Below are 19,554 nucleotides of genomic sequence, written 5' to 3'. Positions count from 1 at the left end.
GCCGGTGAGAGGCCGACAAAAAAGGTTACCTGGGCGACCGCCGGACCGTCGAACCGGGGGCGACGCCTGACCCGCCTGTCGGCTGCTGAGGTGCCGCTCAGAAGGGTAGCGGGCGATCCGCCTCGTCCCCACCGAAGGTCCCGATCTCCCGCAGCGCGTGCATCTTGTCCCGGCCGCGCTCTATCGAGGCGAGCGCCCGGGTGAGGAACTGCTCGAAGTTCGCCAGCGCGGTGTCGACGTAGTCGTCGACCTCCTCGCGCAGCCGTTGCGCCTCGGCCCGGGCCTCGCCGATGATCCGGGCCCCCTCGTGCTCGGCCGAGACGGTGATCTCGTTCACCGACACCAGGCGGGCGTGTTCCGCCTCACCCTCGCTGATGATCCGGTCGGCCTCGCGCTTGCCGGCGTCCATGATCTTGTCCCGCTCCCCGAGCAGGGCGGCTGCCCGGCGCAGGTCGGCGGGGAGCTCGGCGCGCATCTCGTCGAGGATGGCGATCATCTCGCCCCGGTCGACCATGCAGTTGTTCCGCGACATCGGGACGGAGCGGGCCTGCTCCACCATGGCGATCAGTTCGTCGATGCGATCGAGCGGGTCCACCGGTACCTCACTCCTGTCGTTCGTCGGCCGACCTACATGATGCGGGCTACGGCCGGATTCCCGCTCGACCCATCATGTCGCGCCAGGGCCACCGCCCGCAGGTCCGCCCCGTCCGGCGCGCGTCGTGTCGCGCCCGGCGGGGCCGATCGGGCACGCGCGGGCCCGACGAATCGCCCGCAACGGGGCGATCCGGTGGCCGTCGCACGAGATCGGACGTACGGGTCAGGGGTGCGGGGTGAGGCGGGACCGGAGGGCGTCGCGGACCAGGTCCGGGACGTGGGAGGAGATGTCGCCGCCCCACTTGGCCACGTCCTTGACGAGGCTGGAGGAGAGGAAGGAGTAGAGCGGGTTGGTCGGCATGAACAACGTCTCCACCCCGGCCAGGCCCATGTTCATCTGGGCCATCTGGAGCTCGTAGTCGAAGTCGCTGACCGCCCGCAGGCCCTTGATCAGGACGCTGGCCTGCTGCGCCCGGCAGAAATCGACCAGCAGGCCGCGGAAGGACGCGACCCGCACATTGTCGTACGAGGACGTCACCTCCCGGAGCATGTCGATCCGCTCCTCGACAGTGAACAGGCCACTCTTCGACTGGTTCACCAGCACGCCGACGATCACCTCGTCGAAGAGCCGGGCGGCCCGCCCGATGATGTCGAGGTGTCCATTGGTGACCGGGTCGAACGAGCCGGGGCACACCGCACGTCTCATGAGCGGCGACCGTACCAAAGGGTGGTTTCCCCGTATCGGCGGCTGCGCTCCCCGGTGACGCCTTGCACCCAGGCGACCGGGCCGGTCCGGCTGGACCGCTCCACCACCACCAGGGCGTCCGCCGCCAGCCAGTCGCCGTCGACCAGCGCGGCCAGCAGCGCGGTGACCTCGGCGTCGGGCACGGCGTACGGCGGGTCGGCGAACACCACGTCGTACGGCCCGCCGTCCGGCCCGGCCGCCAGCACCGTGGCGACCCGGCCGGTGACCAGCCGGGCGGCCGGGGCGGCCCGCAGCGCGGCGATGTTCTCCCGGACCACGCGGGCGGCCCGGGGATCGGACTCGACCAGCAGCACGTGCGCCGCGCCCCGGGACAGCGCCTCCAGCCCGACCGCGCCGGACCCGGCGTACAGGTCAGCGAAGCGCGCACCGGCCAGGTCGACGTCGGCCTGCACCGCGCTGAACAGCGCCTCCCGCACCCGGTCGGAGGTGGGTCGGGTGCCGGCGCCGGGCGGCGCGGCGATCCGCCGGCCGCCGAGCGTCCCGGCCACGATCCGGGTCACCGCCTGCTCCTGCTCATGCCCCGACGCTACGCGACCCCGCAGGGCGCCACGGTGCGTGCCGCGGGCGTCGCGCCGCGATCACCGGGCGTGCATCAATGATCTCGAATCGATAACATCATTCTCGGAGGTTTCTGTGCGCTGTGCCGGCCGGTCCGTTCTCGCTAGGGTCTGCCGGTGCCGGCCGCGTCCCGCCGGCCCACCGGCGCCGGGAGGCGTCGTCGCGGGCGCGCCGAACCCGGCCGCGACCGCTGACCGCCGTTGCCCCGCGCCGCACCCCTGACGTTTCTTCACCCCGGGAGTACGCGTGATCCGTCCCAAGCTGTCGCCGCGGCGGCCGATCGTCGTGGCCGCCGCCGCCCTGGCCGGCCTCGCCACGGCGTTCGCGGCGTCGTCTCCGGCGCTGGCTACCAGCCCGTCCCCGCAGCCGTCGTCGTCGCCGACCACGCCCGCGCCGACGCCGGCCGCGAGCGAGACGCCGGCCACGCCCGCCCCGGAGGGACCGAGCTGCGTCAGCGCCGCCGACGCGCGGTACACGCACATCTTCCGCGGCAAGCGCGGCGAGGCCAGCATCACGCTGGTCAACGGCCCGCTCTGCGCGGGCGAAGAGCAGTCCTTCGCGCTGGTCTCGTACGTCGCCCCGTCGGCGAAGTTCGCCCTGCCGCAGTACGTACTCAGCAAGTCGGTGGACAAGTTCACCTCGGTCGCCAAGGACGAGGTGGGCACCCGGACGACGCTGAAGTTCAAGGTCGAGGTCCCCACCTGCTACACCCAGGTCGACTTCGTCTTCGGTGACAAGATCATCGACCCGCTGACCGAGGACGGCCCGACCTATGGCAACCGCAAGGTCGGCAGCCCCAAGGGCATCGGCTCCCATTCGACGGGCGACGCGGCGTTCTACAAGGGCAAGAACGACGACGCCTGGTACAACGGCGGCGGCGAAACCTGCCAGGCCGCGCCCGAGGTGGTCGTCGAGTCCGACTGCGTCGGCAAGGTCACGTTCAACCTGATCAACCGCAACGGCAACGCTGCCGCGAACTTCGTGATCACCACCGACAAGGGCTACAACAAGGCCGTCACGGTCCCCCTGCGCAGCATCGAGAAGGTCGAGCTGGACGCCGCCGCCGTGGACGGCCAGATCACCGTCACCGCGAACGAGAAGAGCCTCTGGACCGGCACCCAGCAGCCCCCGGCCGAATGCCAGGAGCCCGAGGTCGGCGAGCCGGAGACCTCCTACGAGTCCACCTGCGACGAGCTGGTCCTGCTGGTCCAGAACCCGAAGAACGGCGCCAGCCTGACCTCGACCTTCACCCCGAGCACCGGCAAGCCGCAGACCGTCACCATCGAGCCGGGCACCAACAAGCCCGTGCGCTTCCCGGCCTCCAAGGGGCTGACCGTCGCCGTCACCGGCGACCTGGAGTCCGCCGAGCCGATCAAGTGGACCGCCCCGCTGAACGGCTGCGACGAGGGCGGCACCGGTGGCGGCGACCAGGACGGTGGCCTGCCGGTGACCGGCGCGGCGGCCGGTGGCATTGCCGCGGGCGCGGTGGCCCTGCTGGCGGCCGGCGCGATGCTCTTCGTCGTCGCCCGGCGTCGACGGATCCGCTTCACCTCCTGACCCACTGAGCCGGCCTGACCCGCCAGCCGACCTGACCCGCTGAGCTGATCGGGTTCACCCCGAACCGCACGACCCGAGGGCGCGTCGACCACCCGGCCGACGCGCCCTCGCCACGTCCCACCACCCCACCCCACCCTCGCCCCGCCCCGCCCCGCCCCGCAGAATCGCGCTCTTTCACGGAATTAGTGGCGTCGTGCTCGCCGGAGGCCACTAATTCCGTGAAAGAGCGCAACCTCGCGTGGGACGCGGCGGGGGTGGGGGCCAGGGTCATTGCGTTGTCGCGGGTGCGGTCCCTGGTCGGCCCGGGGACCGTGGCCGGGGCAGAGTTGTGCGCGCGGCGGTCGATGCCGTGGGCGGTTTCGGCAGGCCGGGCGCTGATGTTCAGACCCAGCCAGGGCCGCTGCGCCTATGGAGCTGAGTCGTCCACGTCATCACCGCCGGTCGGGCCACCGCCGTCGCATCACCCACCGCCGTCGCGTTACCCACCACCGTCGGGTCGTCGCTCACGGTCGCCGAGCGCGGCTGATGTCGTATCCGACTCAGCTCCATAGGCACCGGGAGACACACCTGCCGTGGAGCGACACCCACGCCAGGGACTCCCAGACATCCTGATCAAAGCGCTCCCACCCGACTTCGCAATCGCCCTGGAGTGGGGTGGGTGGGGTGGTCAGTTGGTGAGGAGGAGTCGGTCGATCAGGGTTAGGTAGGCTGGGTTCTCATCGTCGTTGGTCAGCAGGACCAGCCGGCGGTCGGAGCCCGGCAACCAGGCGACGAACGCCTTGAAGCCGAGGTTGTGCCCGGAGTGGCTGATCGACCGCTCCCCCGCCAGCGGGCCGACGAAGCAGCCGTACCCGTACGCCTGCGGCCCGGAGCCGGCCTGCACGTGAGCGGTGATCATCCGCGCGACCGAGGCGGGGGCGAGCAGCCGGGCGTCCCGCAGCCCGTCGAACCAGGCCAGTAGGTCGTCGGCGGTGCACCAGACGTCACCTGCGCCCATGTTCACCGTGTCCAGGTCCCAGGAGTGCACCGGACGGCCACCGGAGTGGCCCGTCGCCACGTCGGCGCGTCCCGCGCCGGAGCCGGCGAAGCTGCCGGTCATGCCCAGCGGCGCGAAGACCTCCTCCGCCAGGAAGTCCCGGTACGGCCGGTCGGCGGCCCGCTCGACGGCCCGGGCGAGCAGGACGTAACCCGGGCTGCTGTAGTGCCAGCCCGCACCGGGGGCGAACAGCGGTGGGACCGCGCGGAACCCGGCCAGCAGCTCGTCGGGGTCGACCGCGCCGGCCAGGTCGAGCAGCGGGTACTCCTCCCAGTGTCCGAGCCCCGAGGTGTGGGTGAGCAGGTGGTGCAGGGTGATGGGCCGCCAGGCGTGCGGGCAGTTCGACACCCACCGATCGACGGGGTCGTGCACGTCGAGCCTTCCCCGCTCGGCGAGGAGCAGGACGGCTGCGGCGGCCATGTTCTTGCTGATCGAGGCGATCTGGAACCGGGTCCGGGCGGAGCAGGGCCGACCGGTGGTGTCGTCGGCGAGGCCGGAGACCTGCTCGACGGCGCGCCGGCCGCCCTGGGCCAGCAGCACAGCTCCACGGTGGAGGGACGGGGTGGACATCGACCGAGTCTAGGAGCGGAAGCGCCCCCGGTGGGGACCGCCGATGACCCTCGCGGCCGGCGAAACCGCTCCTTGGTCGACTCGGTGTGCGGCACAACGCTCCGCCCGACAGGAGGCCGCCCGGCGCCCCGCCGGGAGTCGATCACCCCACCCGGAGTCGATCCCCACCCAGGGCGGGATCAGCCCTTCTCCAGGTACTCCGCGCGTTCCTCGTCGACCAGGGCGGCCACCGAGGCGGCCAGCGCTGGGTGACGTTCCAGCTCCGGGTCCTCCTCGACCAGGGCGATCGCCTCGGCCCGGGCGTCCCGGATCAGGTCGGCGTCGCGTCTCAGCGACAGCAGCCGCAGGTGCGAGCGCCGGCCGGACTGGGTGGCCCCGAGCACGTCGCCCTCGCGGCGCTGTTCCAGGTCCAGCTCGGCGAGCTTGAAACCGTCCGTGGTGGACGCCACCGCGTCGAGGCGCTCCCGGGCCGAGGAGCCCTCGGCCGCCTCGCTGACCAGCAGGCAGAGCCCGGCCGCCGAGCCCCGGCCCACCCGGCCGCGCAGCTGGTGCAGCTGGGAGACGCCGAACCGGTCGGCGTCCAGCACGATCATCACGGTGGCGTTGGGCACGTCGACGCCGACCTCGACGACCGTGGTGGCGACCAGCACGTCCAGGTCACCGGAGGCGAAGGAGCGCATCACGGCGTCCTTCTCGTCGGCGGGCAGCTTCCCGTGCAGGACGCCGATCCGCAGCCCGTGCAGCGGCCCCTCGGCGAGCAGTGGGGCGACCTCGGTCACCGCGAGCGGGGGCCTGCGGCCGTTGTCGTCCTCGCGGGGCGGCTCCTCCTCGCTCTGCGGACCTTGTTCGAGGTCCGGCGCCTCCGCGTTGGCTGCTCCGGCCCCGGACCCCGAATCGCCGATCCGCGGGCACACCACGTACGCCTGGTGGCCGGCGGCGACCTCCTCGCGGAGCCGGCGCCAGGCCCGGTCCAGGAAGGCGGGCTTCTCGGCGACCGGCACCACGTGGGAGGCGATCGGCGAGCGCCCCTGCGGGAGCTGGGACAGCGTGGACGTCTCCAGGTCGCCGTAGACGGTCATCGCCACCGTGCGCGGGATCGGGGTGGCCGTCATCACCAGCACGTGCGGCGGCTGGTCGGCCTTGGAGCGCAACGCGTCGCGCTGCTCCACGCCGAACCGGTGCTGCTCGTCGACCACGACGAGGCCCAGGTCGGCGAAGTCCACCCCCTCGTAGAGCAGGGCGTGGGTGCCGAGCACGATCCCGGCCCGGCCGCCGGCCACCTCGGCGAGGGCCTGCCGGCGGGCTGCCGCGCCGAGCGAGCCGGTGACCAGCTCGACCCGGGTGGCGTCGTCGGCGGCACCCAGCTCGCCGGCCCGGGCGAGCGGGCCGAGCAGGTCGAGCATCCCCCGGTGGTGCTGGGCGGCGAGCACCTCGGTCGGGGCGAGCAGCGCGGCCTGCCCACCGGCGTCGACCACCTGGAGCATCGCCCGCAGCGCCACCACCGTCTTGCCGGAGCCGACCTCGCCCTGGAGCAGCCGGTGCATCGGGTGCGCGACGGTCAGGTCGGCGGCGATCTCCGCGCCGACCGTCCGCTGGCCGGGGGTCAGCTCGTACGGCAGCCGGGCGTCGAACGCGTCGAGCAGCCCACCGGCGCGCGGCGGCCGGGCCTTCGCCGGCCAGGCGGCGGCCCGGAGCTTGCGCTGCACGAGGGTGAGCTGCACGGCGAACGCCTCGTCCCACTTGAGCCGGCGGCGGGCCCGGTACAGGTTCTCCTTGCTGGACGGCCGGTGGATCTCGCGCAGCGCGGTGCCGATCCCGACCAGTTTGCGGTCGGCCCGGACGGTGGCGGGCTGCGGGTCCTCCGGCGGGGTGAGGGTGTCCAGCACCACCCGCACGCAGCGGGCGATCACCCAGGTCGGCACCGCCGCCGCGGCCGGGTACACCGGGATCAGCGCACCGGCGAACTCCTCGACCTCCTCGCCGACCGCGGCCTCGCCGTCGTCACCGTCGCCGAGCATGACGTACTCCGGGCCGTTGAGCTGCCGCTTGCCCCGGAACTCGGTGACCTTGCCGGCGAACAGGCCCCACCGGCCGGGGCGCAGCTCCCGCTCCCGCCACGCCTGGTTGCCGAAGAAGGTCAGGGTGAGCACGCCGCCGGAGTCGTCCCCGACGGTCACCTCCAGCAGGTTGCCCCGGCGCTGGCGCATCGGCCGCACGGCGGTTCTCTGCACCTGGGCCAGGACGGTGACCTGCTCGCCGACGTCCAGAGAGCGGATGTCGGTGTGCTCGCCGCGCTCGTCGTACCGACGGGGGAAGTGGTAGACCAGGTCACCGGCGGTGTGCAGGTCGAGGTGCGCGGCCAGGGCCTTGGCCGTCTTGTCCCCGACCAGCGTCTTCAGCGGCGTGTCGACCGTGGCCGGCTCGGACGTCGTCATTCGACCCCCACCAGGAGCGGATAGTGCGGTTGGCCGCCCGGGTACGTCTGGACCTCGACGAACGGCCAGCGCCGGGCGATGTGCTCGCGGACGGCCTCGGCCAGCCCGTCGGGGGCGTCCGCGCCGGAGAGCAGGGTGACCAGCTCGCCGCCGCCGCCGAGCATCCGGTCGACCACGGCGGCGCAGGTGTCGGCCAGGTCGACGCCGATCAGATGCACCTCCCCCTCGACCAGGGCGAGCACGTCGCCGGGGCGGCACGGGCCGGCGACCGTCAGCGCCTCCCGGCTGGCCCAGCAGACCTCGGCGTACCGGCACGCGCCCGCGGCCTCGGCCATCGCGATCACGTCGTCGGCGAAGCGGCGCTCCGGGTCGCGCACGGCGAGGGCTGCCAGCGCCTGCACCGGCGACCGGGTCGGCACCACGCTGACCTTCACCCCCAGCGCGTGCGCCTCCCGCGCGGCGGCGCTCGCCACGGCCTGGGTGTTCGGGTCGTTGGGCAGCACCACCACCCGGGCCGCCGCCGTGGCCCGGATGGCGTCGAGCAGCTCACCGATGGACGGGTTGCCCGGCACCACCGTCGCCCCCTCGCCCTCGAACAGCTCCGCCATGCCGACGCCGGAGGCGACCACCACGGCCGCCCGGCCGTCCCGGGCCGGGGCAGGCGTGGCCACCTGGTCCGCGAAGCGGGTCACCGAGATCCGGTACGGCCGGCCGGCCTCCACCCCCGCCTCCACGGCCGCTCCCACGTCGTTGACGTGCACGTGCACGTTCCAGGTGGTCGACGCCGCATCGGTGGCCCCGTCGCCGACCACCACCAGCGAGTCGCCGAGCCCGGCCAGGGTCTCCCGCAGCCCGGCGACCGCCTCGGGCCCGGCGTCGAGCAGGAACTGCACCTCGTACGCGTACTCCGCCGAGCCGGTCTCCCGGGCGGCGGTGGCCGGCTGGCGGGCCTCGCGCGGGGCGAACGCCGGCCGGGCCGGGCTCTCCCCTGTGATCACCTCGACCAGCGCGTCGAGCAGCAGGCACAGGCCCCGACCACCTGCGTCGACCACTCCGGCGCGGGCCAGGGCCGGCAACTGCTCGGGGGTGCGCGCCAGGGCCCGGGCCGCGGCCCCGGCCGCCTCTCGGGCGACGGTGCGCAGGTCGTCGCTGTCCGCCGACTCGGCCGCCCCGGCCGCCGCCGCGACCACGCTGAGCAGGGTGCCCTCAACCGGGCGGGCGACGGCGGCGTACGCCGCCGCGGTGGCGTCGCGCAGCGCGGCGGCCAACTGGCGGCCCCGCACCACCGGCACGGCGGCCAGGGCTTCGGCGAAGCCGCGCAGGATCTGCGAGAGGATCACCCCGGAGTTGCCCCGGGCGCCGAGCAACGCGCCGCGCGCCATCAGCCGCAGCGCGTGCCCGTGCGGGGTGGACCCGCCGTCGCCGACGGTGGCCAGGTCCATCGCCAGGGCCTGCTGGGCCGAGGTGAGGGTGAGCACGAGGTTGGTGCCGGTGTCGCCGTCGGGGACCGGGTAGACGTTGAGGTCGTCGATCTCCCCCTGGTGCCGGCGGAGCGCGGCCAACCCGCCCGCGCACCAGCGGCGCACCGCGGCGGCGTCGAGGGTGTCCAGCACGGCGAGAAGCCTACTGGCGCGCACCGACACGCGCCCGGGCCGACCGTCCCGTCCCGGCGTGTCCGCTCGACAGGGGCCGGTTGGCCAGGCACGGGAGCATCGGGTAACCTGACCAGGTTGCCCGGGCAGCGCCTGGTGGTGACCTCATGAACGTTTTTCAAGACCCAGGAGTATCCCGTGGCTAGCGTTTGCGACGTCTGTGGCAAGGGACCGGGCTTCGGCCACAACGTGTCCCACTCGCACCGGCGGACCAACCGCCGCTGGAACCCGAACATCCAGTCGGTGCGCACCCCGGCCGGTGGCGGCAACACCAAGAAGTTGCAGGTCTGCACCTCCTGCATCAAGGCCGGCAAGGTCACCCGCGCCTGACGCGGTAGCGCCGACCCACCTTTCGCCGAAAAACCGGCGGGCCCTAGGGCCCGCCGGTTTTTCGTGTCCGCTTGCGGGCGGAGCGAGGGCGGGGCGTCAGAGGGTACGGCCGAAGGAGAGGCAGCCCGGGGCGTCCTTGTAGTACCCGAAGTTCGGGATGCGCTCGTACCCGGCCGAGGTGTACATGGCGATCGCCTCGGGCTGCTTGTCCCCGCACTCCAGGATGAGCCGCTTGCGCCCGTGCTCGCGCGCCGACCGCTCGACGGCCACGAGCACCGCCCGCGCCACGCCCCGTCCGCGCGCCACGGGGCTGGTGTACATCCGCTTCAGCTCCGCGGTGTCCCCGGCGTCGCCGTGGCTGCGCCAGCCGCCGCACCCCACCGGCTCCCCGGCCAGGTAAGCGACCAGGAACGCCCCGCCCGGCGGCTCGAACTCGACGGCGTCGACCGGGGTGTCGTCCCCGCTGCCCCCGTACCGCTGGCCCAGGTCCGTCAGGGCGGCCCGGACGAGCCGCTGCGACTCCGGCGAGTCGAAGCGGGCCGCGCGGATCTCGATCTCACTCACCGGTAAAGGGTACGTCCCTGACCAGCCGTTACCGGAAGTGGTCCCAGCCGGCCGGCCCGGCGTACGGTGCGCCGTCGACGGTCACGCCACCGCCCTCGACCACCCGGCCGACCGGCCGCCACGGCGTGGGCAGCGCCACCGCCGGGGGGAAGGTCGCGGCCAGCGCATGATCGTCGCCACCGCTGAGGATCCACGAGTACGGGTCGACCCCGAGCGCCTGGGCGGTGTCGCGCATCTGCCGGGGCACCTCGAAGGCGTCCCGGCGCACGTCGATGCCGACCCCACTGGCCCGGGCCACGTGTCCGAGGTCGGCCAGCAGCCCGTCCGACACGTCGATCATGGCGGTGGCGCCGAGCCGGGCGGCGTGCGGGCCGGCCGGGTACGGCACCTCGGGCCGCCGGTACGCCTCGACCAGCAGCTTCGGGGTGCGGAAGCCCCGGGACAGCACGGTGTACCCGGCGGCGGCGTACCCGCTGCGGCCGGCCAGGGCCAGCACGTCCCCCGCTCGGGCGCCCGAGCGGAGCACCGGGGCCAGCCCGCCCAGGTCACCGAGGGCGGTGACCGCGATCGTCAGCGTCGGGCTGGCGGACATGTCTCCGCCGACCACGCTCGCCCCCACCGTGGCAGCCTCGGCGGCCAGCCCGTCGGCCAGCTCCTCGGCCCAGGCCGGGTCGAGGTCCGCCGGCAGGCACAACGCCACCAGCAGGGCGGTCGGGGTGCCGCCCATCGCCGCGATGTCGGCCAGGTTGGCCGCCGCAGCCCGGTGCCCCACGTCCCGGGCGCTGGACCAGTCCCGCCGGAAGTGCCGCCCCTCGACCAACACATCGGTGGACGCGACGACGCGGGCGTCCGGCGCGACCAGCACCGCCGCGTCGTCGCCGGGCCCCAGCAGGCAGGCCGCCCCCTGGGGCAGCCGGGCGGTGACCCGGTCGATCAACCCGAACTCGCCGATCCCGGCCACACTCATGCCCGTCCCCCGTCGCGCCCGTACCCGCCGGGGGCCTGGAACCGTTCCGCGGCCCACCCGCTGTCGCGCCCGTCGCGCTCGCTCACCGCTTCTCCTTGGCCACCGATAGGGATCAGACCTGGTCCGTAGGGTAGTTTCACCCTTCGGGCCGCCCTCGGGCGGCGACGGACGGAGGTCGAGACGTGGTACAGGCGTACATCCTCATCCAGACCGAGGTCGGGCGGGCGCGTGACGTGGCCGATCTGATCGCGGACCTTGCCGGCGTGGTGCGCGTCGACGCCGTCACCGGCCCGTACGACGTGGTCGTGCTCACCGAGGCGAACACGGTCGACGAGCTCGGCAAACTCATCGTCAGCAACGTGCAGATGGTGCCCGGCATCACCCGCACCCTCACATGTTCGGTGGTGCGCCTGTAAGTGGACGAGATCACTTCCTCCTCCGACAAGACCGACAGTTCCGGCAGGACCGACGGGGCTGACGGGCGGACCCAGGGACCGCCGCGCCGGGACCGGGCCAACCGGCGCGCGGCGCTGGTGGCCACGCTGATCGCCGTTCCGGTGACCGTGGCCGTCGCCGGGTTCACCCTCGCCAAGCTCGCCCCGGGCACCCCGGCCGCCGAGCCGGCCCCGTCGGCGACCAGCGCCCGGCCGCAGTCCACCGCGCCGGTCGAGATGGCCGCCCCGAAGCTGCCCGACCGGCCCGAGATCGTGTGTCGCGCCCTGACGTCGCAGCTCCCGTCGACCGTGCGGGGCCTGGGCCAGCGGCCGGTCACCGCCGGCCCCGAGCAGAACGCCGCATACGGCGACCCGGCGCTCACCGTCGCCTGCGGCGGCGACGAGCCCACCCCCGGGTCCACCGACGACGTCTGGGTGGTCAACAAGGTCTGCTGGTACGCGGTCGAGGGGCCGGACGCGACCGTGCTCACCACCCTCGACCGGGAGACCGCCGTGCGGGTCACCGTCCCCCACGCGCACGGGTCGGCCCTGCAGTGGGTGAGCCCGATCTCCGACGTGGTGGTCGCCTCGGTGCCCTCCGGCGGCACCGTCCCGGCCGGCTGCACGGGCTGAGCGCGGGCCGGGCCCACCCGGCGAAGCGGGCCGGATGTGGGGTTCAGTGCAGGCCTACGCCGCGCCGCTGGGCGGTGCGGATCAGGCGGTTGACCAGCTTCGGGTACTCCAGCCCCGAGGCGGCCCACATCAGCGGGAACATCGACGTCGGGGTGAACCCCGGCATGGTGTTGATCTCGTTGAGGTAGACGTCCAGCTCGGGGGTGACGAAGAAGTCGACCCGGGCCAGCCCGGCGCAGTCCAGTGCGGCGAACGCGCGGACGGCGCACTCCTGGACCTGGCGGGTGACGTGCTCGGGCAGGGGTGCCGGGAGGTCGTACTCGGGCTCGGAGAGGTACTTCGCCTCGAAGTCGTACCAGTCGTGCTCGCCGCCGGCGCGCACCTCGGCCAGCAGGGACGCCTCGGCCCCGCCGCCGGCCTCGTCCTCCAGCACGCCGCACTCGATCTCCCGGCCGACGATCGCGCCCTCGACCAGCACCTTCGGGTCGATCTCCCGGGCGACTGCGACGGCGGCCTCCAGGTCGGCCCAGTCGTCGACCTTGGTGATGCCGAACGACGAACCGGCCCGGGACGGCTTGACGAAGACCGGCAGGCCGAGCCGTTGCTTGTCCTCCTCGGAGAGGGTCACCCCGTTGCGCAGCACGGCGTACGGCCCGACCGGGATGCCCTCGGCGGCGCAGAGCTTCTTGGTGAACTCCTTGTCCATGGCGGCGGCGGAGGCGAAGACGTTCGCCCCGACGTACGGGATGCCGGCCATCTCCAGCATGCCCTGGATGGTGCCGTCCTCGCCGTATGCGCCGTGCAGCACGGGGAAGACCACGTCGACGTCGGCGAGCGCCCGGGGGCCCTGAGTCGGGTCGAGCACCATCAGCCCGTTGCCCGTCGGGTCGGCGCGCAGCACGATGTCGACGCCGGCCTCGGCGGTGATCTCCGGCAGCCGCCGGGCGCTGATCGCCAGGTCGCGATGGTCACCGCTGGTCAGCACCCACTTGCCGGCCCTGGTGATGCCCACGGGGACCACCTCGAACTCGTCCGGGTCGAGCGCGCCGAGCACGCTGCCGGCGCTGACGCAGGAGATGCCGTGCTCGGGGCTTCGGCCACCGAAGACGATGGCCACACGGGTCTTGCCTGGGGTGGTCACTCGGTCACCCTTTCGTCCGCGACTGCAAGGCTGGTGGCGCTCACCGGTTGACCTTACTGTGGGTGGCGAGACATGGATGCCGATACCCGGGGAGAGCGGCAATACACCGCAACCGGTCAACATCGCCTACACGCAGCGTAATTGCACCAGCTCGCCCCGCGCCTACTCGCCCGCACGGCTCGCCCGCACGCCTCTTGCGCATCTTGCGCACGCCCGACTCCTGCCCACGCCCGACTCCTGGCGAGGATGCGCATTCGGGAGCCTTTGGAGCTGATGTCGCAGACGACTCACCCCATCGGCCGCCCCGGACCGAAGACCCGAGGGCAACGAGTGAGGACTCGGGCCGGACGGACGGCCGAGAGCAGCGCATCCCCTGGCCGGGACGTGATGTCGCAGACGACTCAGCTCCAAAGGACGCTCGGGACGCTCGGCACTCGGCGGTCGGCGGTGGGCGGTGGCGGTCGTCGGTCGGCCGGCGGTCAGAGGCCGTAACGGCGGCCGACCGCGATCACCTTCACCCGCTGCCGGCCGGCCCGCACCATGCCCAGCGCCATGAACGCGCCGGCGATCCGGTCGGCCGCCTCCCGGCTGCTCGCGCCGACCACCTGACGGCGCCGCTCCGGCGCGCGCCGCTCGTCCCGGACGGGCCCGTCAACGGGCCGGACGTCGGTCAGCACCACCAAAAACCGGGTCATCGCAGCCCTCCAGCCCCGCCCCGACCCGACCGGGCCGACGCCTGCTCCGGCTCCGCCGTGGTCGCCGCCAGGCCGCCCGAGCGATCTCGGCACACGTAGGCCAGGCTCGCGTGGATCCACGCGTTGTCGTTGTCGCGGAGCACCGGGTGCGCGCACCAGCGGCACCGCGACACCCTGGGCCAGGAGGCGGTCACCGTCATGCGACTCCCTTCCGGTGCGTCCCGGGTGGCGGCACGCGGCGATCGGGTACGGGGGAGAAAACCCGATCGCCACGCGCCCCATCCCCTCCGGTCACTCACCACCGCCGTCGCCACGACAACCGGCGGTGAGGAACTGGTCACACATTGACATGTGGATGGGCGTGAATGCAACTCTCATCGCCGTTCTCTCATGTACACGTTCCCGAAGATGTGTGTCACCATCAATGGCATGGCACCGAAGACCGCCAGGGCCCGACGGCTCGGCATCGCGCTGCGCACCCACCGGGAGGCCGCCGGCCTCACCCTCGAGGCCGCCGCCGACGAGATCAACAGCACCCGGAGCACCCTGTCCCGGTACGAGAACGCCCAGACGTTAATCAGCCCGGCCACGGTGCGCGCCCTGCTCACCCTCTACGGCGTGGGCGCCGACGAACTCGCCGCGGCCATCCAGCTCGCCAAGGACGCCCGCAAGCCGGGCTGGTGGGTGTCCTACTCGTACCTGCTGGACCGGCGGACCATCGACTTCATCGCGCTGGAGGCGGAGGCGACCGGCATCGCCAACTTCGAGCCGTCCGTGGTGCCCGGCCTGTTGCAGACGGCGGACTACATCCGGGCGGTGATGCGGGGCGGCCCGCACACCCTCAGCGACGACCAGGTGGAACAGCGGGTCCACCTGCGACTCGACCGCCAGCAGCGGCTCACCGACGAGAATCCACCGATCCTCGACGCGATCATCGACGAGGGCGCGCTGCTGCGCCCGGTGGGCGGTGGGAGCGTGATGGAGGAGCAACTGCGCCACCTGCTCAAGACGTCCGAGTTGCCCAACATCACCGTCCAGGTGATCCCGCTGGCCGCGGGCTACCACCGGGGCACCCGGGGCTCGCTGCACATTCTGGAGTTCCCCGACCCGGAGGATCCGATCATCGCGTCGGTGGAGACGGTGGCCGGGCAGATGGTCCTGGACCGGCCCGGTGACCTGCGCACCTGCACCAAGATCATGGAGCATCTACGGACGGTCGCGCTCAGCCCCGAGGCCAGCCGGGAACAGCTTTTCCGCATCCTGAAAGGACGGTAGGACCATGACCCCGACGACGAGCGCGGCACTGGCTGCGGCGCGATGGCGCAAGAGCAGCCGCAGCGGCGACGAGGGTGCCTGCGTGGAGATGGCGGTCGTGCCCGGCGCGATCGCGGTCCGCGACTCCAAGGACCCGGCCGGCCCGGCGCTAATCTTCCCGCCGACAGCCTGGACCGCCTTCGCCGCGGCCCCGCCCCGCCCCTGACCGCCGTGCCGGCTGGCCGGGGGGTCCCGCCCCGGCCGGCCGGCACGGCCACCACGGCCACCATCGCCACCACCGCCACCACCACCGCCGGCACCCGCCGGCCCCTCGTCGTGGTCCACCCGCCGCCCGGTCCGCACCGCCGGCCGGCGGGTGGGCCACCACCACACCTGTTCGCCGGGCGCAGCGGGCCACCACCACACCCCGCGCCCCGGCAACCGCAACGCCCGGCCCGACGGGGTCGGCACCGACGGGCCGTCGTCGAAGGGCCGGGTCAGCCGGGGCGGCGGGCCGTCACCGCGGTGGCGTCGAGGTCGTCGTCGTGCACCACGGCGGGAACCAGGCCCAGACCGGTCAGCGTCGCGCACAGCGCGTCGACCTGGTCGACGCTCACCTCCACGGCCAGGTGCCCGCCCGGGGCGAGCCAGTCCGCCGCCGCCTCGGCCACCCGGCGCAGCACGGCCAGCCCGTCGGACCCGCCGTCGAGCGCCACCGGGGCCTCGTGCAGCCGTGCCTCGGGCGGCATCAGCGCCACCCCGTCCGTCGGCACGTACGGGGCGTTGGCCACGACCAGGTCGAGCTCGCCCCGCCACCGCACCGGCACCGGCTCGAACAGGTCGCCCTGGTAGACCGGCACGCCGAGGTGGGCGAGGTTGCGCCGGGCGCAGGCCACGGCGGCCGGATCCAGGTCGGCGGCGGCCAGCCAGCGGGGGGCCAGCCGGCCGGCGAGGACCAGCGCGGCTGCGCCGGACCCGCAGCACAGGTCGAGCACGGCCGCGCCCGGTCGGGTGACCGCCGCCGCGGCCGAGACCAGCAGCGCGGTACGCGTCCTCGGGACGAAGACTCCGGGGTCGACACCGACCCGCAGGCCGCAGAACTCAGCCCAGCCGAGCAGGTGCTCCAGCGGCAGGCCGGTGACCCGCTGGTCTACCAGATCGGTGAGCCGCTCGGCCGAGTCGGCGGCGGCGATGAGCAGTTCCGCCTCGTCCTCGGCGAAGACGCAGCCGGCGGCGCGCAGCCGGGACACGAGGGCGGGACGGTCGGGATGGAACTGGATGGACGTCATGTGAAGCCTCCGGGGAACGCTCGTCGGCGCTCCCGTGGGCGGCCTACCGTTGCGACGGCACGAACCCGGGGCGGAGCGCCGGTCCTACTTGCTGGGGGATCGGACTCACCTCCTCCGGTCGGGGCCCGCTGCGGGCGTGCTGGGCGAGGGCCTTCCGCTCAGGCGTCCAGGGCGGCGGTGACGTCGGCGAGCAGGTCGGCGGTGTCCTCCACCCCGCAGGAGAGCCGGACGAAGCCGGGGGCCGTGTCGTCGCCCCACTGGGCCCGACGGTCCGCCGTGGTGTGCAGGCCGCCGAACGAGGTGGCCGCGACCACCAGCCGGGCCGCGTCGACGAACCGGCCGACCCGCTCGGCGTCGCCCAGGTCGAACGCGAGCACCCCGGGCACCCGGCGCATCTGCGCCGCCGCCACCGGGTACGCGGGGTCGTCGGGCAGGCCCGGCCAGCGCAGGCCCGTCACGTCGGGGCGTCCGGCGAGCAGCCGGGCCAGCGCCTCGGCGTTGGCGGACTGCCGGGCCAGCCGCAGGTCGAGGGTGGCCAGCGAGCGGTGCGCCAGCCACGCGTCGAACGCCCCGGGCACCGCGCCCGTGACGGTACGCCAGGCGGTGACCGGGTCGAGCAGCTCCGGCGTACGGGTCGCCACGTAGCCGAGCAGCAGGTCGGAGTGCCCGGTCAGGGCCTTGGTGCCGGAGGCGACCACCAGGTCCGCGCCGAGGTCCAGCGGGCGCTGGCCGAGCGGCGTGGCGGTGGTGTTGTCGACCGCGACGAGGGCGCCGGCGGCGTGCGCGTCCCGGGCCAGGGCGGCGATGTCGGCGACGTCCAGGCCGGGGTTGGCCGGGGTCTCCAGCAGCACCAGCCGGACCCCGTCGAACGACGGGTACGGCCCGGCGGTCGGCGCGAACAGCACCCGCACGCCGATCCCGGCGAGGGTGTCGGTGGCGAACGCCCGCATCGGGTAGTACCCGTCGGCGGGGAGCAGCACGGTGTCACCGGGGCGCAGCAGCGCCAGCAGCAGGCCGGTGATGGCCGCCTGCCCGCTGGCGAAGGCCCGGACGTCGCCGCCCTCCAGCTCTCCGATGGCCGCCTCCAGCAGCCGGCGGGTCGGGTTGTCCGGCCGGCCGTACCCGTTCGGGGTCGCCGCCGGCCCCTGCCACGGGTCGAGGTGGTACGTCGCGGCGAAGACCGGCCCGGGCAGGAACGGCTGCCCCGGGGTCGGCTCGGGCAGGCCGGCCCGCACGCAGCGGGTGCCGTCGCCGTCGCTGGTCGGTGCGCTCATGCGGGCCTCACTCGTACGACTCGGGCTTGGCGGTGCGGCTCATCAGCACGTCCACGGCGAGCCGGGGGTCCATCCCCTCGTGGCAGATCCGCTCGATCTGCTCGGTGATCGGCATCTCCACCCCGTGCGAGCGGGCCAGGTCCCGGATGGCGAGGCAGCTCTTCACGCCCTCGGCGGTCTGCCGGGTGGCCGCCTGTGCCTGCTCCAGGGTCTCCCCCCGGCCCAGGTGCTCGCCGAAGGTCCGGTTGCGGGCCAGCGGCGACGAGCAGGACGCCACGAGGTCGCCCATCCCGGCCAGTCCGGCGAAGGTGATCGGGTCCGCGCCGAGCGCCACCCCGAGGCGGGCGGTCTCGGCCAGCCCACGGGTCATCAACATCGCCCGGGTGTTGTCGCCGAAACCCATCGCGGTGGCGATGCCGTACGAGAGGGCGATCACGTTCTTCACGGCCCCGCCCAGCTCGCAGCCGATCACATCGTCGTTGGTGTACGGCCGGAAGTACGGCGTCCGGATCGACGACTGGACGAGCTGGGCGCGGCGGTCGTCGGTGCCGGCGACCACGGTGGCGGCGGGCTGCTCGGCGGCGATCTCGGGGGCGAGGTTCGGGCCGGAGACCACCACCACCCGGTCCGGGGTGACCCGGGCGGTCTCCACGATCACCTCGCTCATCCGCTTGGTGGTGCCCAGCTCGATGCCCTTCATCAGGGACACCAGCGTCGAGTCCGGGTGCAGGTGGCCGGTCCACTCGGCGAGGTTGCCGCGCAACGTCTGCGACGGCACGGCCAGCACCACGATCTCCGCGCCGGTGATCGCCTCGGCGGCGTCGGCCGTGCCGGTGATCCGCTCCGGCAGGCGCAGGTCCGGCAGGTACTCCGGGTTGTGCCGACGTAACCGGATCGCCTCGGCCACCGGTGGCCGTCGGGCCCAGATCGTCACGTCCCGGCCGGCGTCGGCGAGGATCTTGGCGAACGCCGTCCCCCACGAGCCGGCCCCCAGCACGGCCACGTGGCCGGTCACGCCGCACCCCCCTCGTCCGGCAGGGAGCGGGTGACGGCGGGGCTGGCCGGCCGTTCCCACAGCGGTGGCGGCGTCCCGCCGCGGATCTCGGCGAGCTGGTCACGCAGGCGCAGCATGATGGCCTCGGTCATCTCTTCCAGGGTGGCCTTGGTTGGCGTCGAGCCGGCCCACCGGCTCAGGTCGACCGGCGGACCGGCGACCACCGTCACCGGGATGCGGGGCCGCAGGCTGAACCGGTTGGTCCGCGGGTCGAAGAGCTTCTCCGGGCCCCACATGACGACGGGGACGACCGGGGCGCCGGTGGCCAGCGCCAGCCGGGCGGCGCCGGTCTTGCCCTTCATCGGCCACAGCTCCGGCTCGCGGGTGGTGGTCCCCTCCGGGTAGATCACCACCGCGCCCCCCTCGGAGAGCGCGGCGACCAGGGTGTCCAGCGACTTGACGGCGTCCGCCGTGCCCCGCTCCACCGGAATCTGCCGGCACCTGTGGAGGATCCAGCCCACCACCGGCACCCGGAAGACGCTGGCCTTGCCGAGGAACCGCGGCCAGCGCCCGGCGTCGTAGACGAAGTGCGCGGAGACCAGCGGGTCGGCGTGCGAGAGGTGGTTCGGCACGATGATGATTCCGCCGGGGCCGCGCAGATGCTCCATGCCCCGCCAGGTGCGCCGGGTCCAGACCATCATCACGGGCTTCACCAGCACCACGGCGAACCGTTGCCAGAACCCCAGCCTGCGCCGTGTCACCCTGCCTCCTCGTAGCCCCGACCCGCGCCGCACCCGCCCGCGCCGCCCGC

21 protein-coding genes are annotated in these 19,554 nt (G+C 73.8%); 6 read left to right on the top strand and 15 right to left on the bottom strand.

Annotation, left to right across the window (positions count from 1 at the left end; all coding sequences use genetic code 11):
• Positions 1 to 97 precede the first annotated feature (97 nt).
• From OG617_RS21285 to rsmD, 3 genes are all read right to left on the bottom strand, one after another.
• Entirely contained in the window at positions 98 to 595 is a 498-nt protein-coding gene (locus OG617_RS21285) for a hypothetical protein (RefSeq protein WP_396675815.1), read from the bottom strand.
• 222 nt (positions 596 to 817) lie between these two features.
• The gene (gene coaD, locus OG617_RS21280; RefSeq protein ID WP_161687843.1) at positions 818 to 1,300 is read right to left on the bottom strand and encodes a pantetheine-phosphate adenylyltransferase; all 483 of its coding nucleotides are present in this window, start codon (positions 1,298 to 1,300) and stop codon (positions 818 to 820) included.
• Positions 1,297 to 1,860 (bottom strand): 16S rRNA (guanine(966)-N(2))-methyltransferase RsmD, encoded by a 564-nt coding sequence (gene rsmD, locus OG617_RS21275; protein ID WP_405094794.1) that lies wholly within the window; start codon positions 1,858 to 1,860, stop codon positions 1,297 to 1,299. Before rsmD ends, coaD begins: the two co-directional genes overlap by 4 nt.
• Before the next feature lie 304 nt (positions 1,861 to 2,164).
• Between rsmD and OG617_RS21270 the strand changes: the two genes are divergently transcribed.
• Positions 2,165 to 3,475 carry a hypothetical protein gene (locus tag OG617_RS21270; protein ID WP_405094793.1) on the top strand — a complete coding sequence of 437 codons (1,311 nt, stop codon included), beginning with the start codon at positions 2,165 to 2,167 and terminating at the stop codon, positions 3,473 to 3,475.
• A 667-nt stretch (positions 3,476 to 4,142) separates the two neighbouring features.
• Here OG617_RS21270 and OG617_RS21265 read toward each other — a convergent pair.
• From OG617_RS21265 to OG617_RS21255, 3 genes are all read right to left on the bottom strand, one after another.
• Positions 4,143 to 5,081 (bottom strand): serine hydrolase domain-containing protein, encoded by a 939-nt coding sequence (locus OG617_RS21265; RefSeq protein WP_405094792.1) that lies wholly within the window; start codon positions 5,079 to 5,081, stop codon positions 4,143 to 4,145.
• 179 nt (positions 5,082 to 5,260) lie between these two features.
• Positions 5,261 to 7,516, bottom strand: coding sequence for an ATP-dependent DNA helicase RecG (recG, locus tag OG617_RS21260; RefSeq protein ID WP_405094791.1), 2,256 nt, complete (start codon positions 7,514 to 7,516; stop codon positions 5,261 to 5,263).
• Positions 7,513 to 9,129: a DAK2 domain-containing protein gene (locus OG617_RS21255; protein ID WP_405094790.1), complete on the bottom strand. Its 1,617-nt coding sequence runs from the start codon at positions 9,127 to 9,129 to the stop codon at positions 7,513 to 7,515. The genes recG and OG617_RS21255 overlap by 4 nt, the downstream gene beginning before the upstream one ends.
• Positions 9,130 to 9,306: 177 nt before the next feature.
• Here OG617_RS21255 and rpmB point away from each other — a divergent pair, with 177 nt between their 5' ends.
• Positions 9,307 to 9,498, top strand: coding sequence for a 50S ribosomal protein L28 (gene rpmB / locus OG617_RS21250; RefSeq protein WP_007456456.1), 192 nt, complete (start codon positions 9,307 to 9,309; stop codon positions 9,496 to 9,498).
• 96 nt (positions 9,499 to 9,594) lie between these two features.
• On the opposite strand, the gene OG617_RS21245 is transcribed toward rpmB, so the two are convergent.
• Positions 9,595 to 10,062, bottom strand: coding sequence for a GNAT family N-acetyltransferase (locus tag OG617_RS21245; RefSeq protein WP_405094789.1), 468 nt, complete (start codon positions 10,060 to 10,062; stop codon positions 9,595 to 9,597).
• Between the two features lie 28 nt (positions 10,063 to 10,090).
• On the bottom strand, positions 10,091 to 11,029 hold the full coding sequence (locus tag OG617_RS21240; protein ID WP_405094788.1) for a thiamine-phosphate kinase: 939 nt from the start codon (positions 11,027 to 11,029) through the stop codon (positions 10,091 to 10,093).
• Between the two features lie 182 nt (positions 11,030 to 11,211).
• Between OG617_RS21240 and OG617_RS21235 the strand changes: the two genes are divergently transcribed.
• Entirely contained in the window at positions 11,212 to 11,445 is a 234-nt protein-coding gene (locus tag OG617_RS21235; RefSeq protein ID WP_161687828.1) for an Lrp/AsnC ligand binding domain-containing protein, read from the top strand.
• Positions 11,446 to 12,096: a DUF3515 family protein gene (locus OG617_RS21230; RefSeq protein WP_405094787.1), complete on the top strand. Its 651-nt coding sequence runs from the start codon at positions 11,446 to 11,448 to the stop codon at positions 12,094 to 12,096. It abuts the gene before it with no gap.
• Positions 12,097 to 12,139: 43 nt separating this feature from the next.
• Here the strand turns inward: OG617_RS21230 and OG617_RS21225 are convergent, their stop codons facing one another.
• From OG617_RS21225 to OG617_RS21215, 3 genes are all read right to left on the bottom strand, one after another.
• Positions 12,140 to 13,237, bottom strand: a complete 1,098-nt coding sequence (locus tag OG617_RS21225) for a D-alanine--D-alanine ligase family protein (protein ID WP_405094786.1) — start codon at positions 13,235 to 13,237, stop codon at positions 12,140 to 12,142.
• 479 nt (positions 13,238 to 13,716) lie between these two features.
• Positions 13,717 to 13,932: a hypothetical protein gene (locus OG617_RS21220; protein WP_350888482.1), complete on the bottom strand. Its 216-nt coding sequence runs from the start codon at positions 13,930 to 13,932 to the stop codon at positions 13,717 to 13,719.
• On the bottom strand, positions 13,929 to 14,132 hold the full coding sequence (locus tag OG617_RS21215) for a hypothetical protein (protein ID WP_405094785.1): 204 nt from the start codon (positions 14,130 to 14,132) through the stop codon (positions 13,929 to 13,931). The genes OG617_RS21220 and OG617_RS21215 overlap by 4 nt, the downstream gene beginning before the upstream one ends.
• A 229-nt stretch (positions 14,133 to 14,361) precedes the next feature.
• Here OG617_RS21215 and OG617_RS21210 point away from each other — a divergent pair, with 229 nt between their 5' ends.
• Positions 14,362 to 15,207, top strand: a complete 846-nt coding sequence (locus OG617_RS21210) for a helix-turn-helix domain-containing protein (protein ID WP_405094784.1) — start codon at positions 14,362 to 14,364, stop codon at positions 15,205 to 15,207.
• Between the two features lie 4 nt (positions 15,208 to 15,211).
• The gene (locus OG617_RS21205) at positions 15,212 to 15,412 is read left to right on the top strand and encodes a DUF397 domain-containing protein (RefSeq protein WP_405094783.1); all 201 of its coding nucleotides are present in this window, start codon (positions 15,212 to 15,214) and stop codon (positions 15,410 to 15,412) included.
• A gap of 271 nt (positions 15,413 to 15,683) precedes the next feature.
• Here the strand turns inward: OG617_RS21205 and OG617_RS21200 are convergent, their stop codons facing one another.
• The 4 genes from OG617_RS21200 to OG617_RS21185 all read right to left on the bottom strand — a co-directional run bounded on the left by OG617_RS21200 (position 15,684) and on the right by OG617_RS21185 (position 19,504).
• Positions 15,684 to 16,475 (bottom strand): putative protein N(5)-glutamine methyltransferase, encoded by a 792-nt coding sequence (locus OG617_RS21200; protein ID WP_405094782.1) that lies wholly within the window; start codon positions 16,473 to 16,475, stop codon positions 15,684 to 15,686.
• A 158-nt stretch (positions 16,476 to 16,633) separates the two neighbouring features.
• Positions 16,634 to 17,749: a cystathionine gamma-lyase gene (locus tag OG617_RS21195; RefSeq protein WP_405094781.1), complete on the bottom strand. Its 1,116-nt coding sequence runs from the start codon at positions 17,747 to 17,749 to the stop codon at positions 16,634 to 16,636.
• A 7-nt stretch (positions 17,750 to 17,756) separates the two neighbouring features.
• Positions 17,757 to 18,764, bottom strand: coding sequence for an NAD(P)H-dependent glycerol-3-phosphate dehydrogenase (locus tag OG617_RS21190; protein WP_405094780.1), 1,008 nt, complete (start codon positions 18,762 to 18,764; stop codon positions 17,757 to 17,759).
• Entirely contained in the window at positions 18,761 to 19,504 is a 744-nt protein-coding gene (locus OG617_RS21185) for a lysophospholipid acyltransferase family protein (RefSeq protein ID WP_405094779.1), read from the bottom strand. The genes OG617_RS21190 and OG617_RS21185 overlap by 4 nt, the downstream gene beginning before the upstream one ends.
• Positions 19,505 to 19,554: the final 50 nt, after the last annotated feature.

It is taken from the genome of Micromonospora sp. NBC_01412, from assembly GCF_045040215.1.
GTDB classification, from domain to species: Bacteria; Actinomycetota; Actinomycetes; order Mycobacteriales; family Micromonosporaceae; genus Micromonospora; species Micromonospora rubida.
Note: the sequence above shows the minus strand (reverse complement) of the source record. Positions and strands in the feature narration are given on the sequence as shown.

Coding starts and splice junctions, on each gene's coding strand:
- coaD (WP_161687843.1), bottom strand. CDS start 1,300: ATGAGACGTGCGGTGTGCCCCGGCTCGTTCGACCCGGTCACCAATGGA.
- OG617_RS21240 (WP_405094788.1), bottom strand. CDS start 11,029: ATGAGTGTGGCCGGGATCGGCGAGTTCGGGTTGATCGACCGGGTCACC.
- OG617_RS21205 (WP_405094783.1), top strand. CDS start 15,212: ATGACCCCGACGACGAGCGCGGCACTGGCTGCGGCGCGATGGCGCAAG.
- OG617_RS21200 (WP_405094782.1), bottom strand. CDS start 16,475: ATGACGTCCATCCAGTTCCATCCCGACCGTCCCGCCCTCGTGTCCCGG.
- OG617_RS21210 (WP_405094784.1), top strand. CDS start 14,362: ATGGCACCGAAGACCGCCAGGGCCCGACGGCTCGGCATCGCGCTGCGC.
- OG617_RS21220 (WP_350888482.1), bottom strand. CDS start 13,932: ATGACCCGGTTTTTGGTGGTGCTGACCGACGTCCGGCCCGTTGACGGG.
- recG (WP_405094791.1), bottom strand. CDS start 7,516: ATGACGACGTCCGAGCCGGCCACGGTCGACACGCCGCTGAAGACGCTG.
- OG617_RS21195 (WP_405094781.1), bottom strand. CDS start 17,749: ATGAGCGCACCGACCAGCGACGGCGACGGCACCCGCTGCGTGCGGGCC.
- OG617_RS21265 (WP_405094792.1), bottom strand. CDS start 5,081: ATGTCCACCCCGTCCCTCCACCGTGGAGCTGTGCTGCTGGCCCAGGGC.
- OG617_RS21215 (WP_405094785.1), bottom strand. CDS start 14,132: ATGACGGTGACCGCCTCCTGGCCCAGGGTGTCGCGGTGCCGCTGGTGC.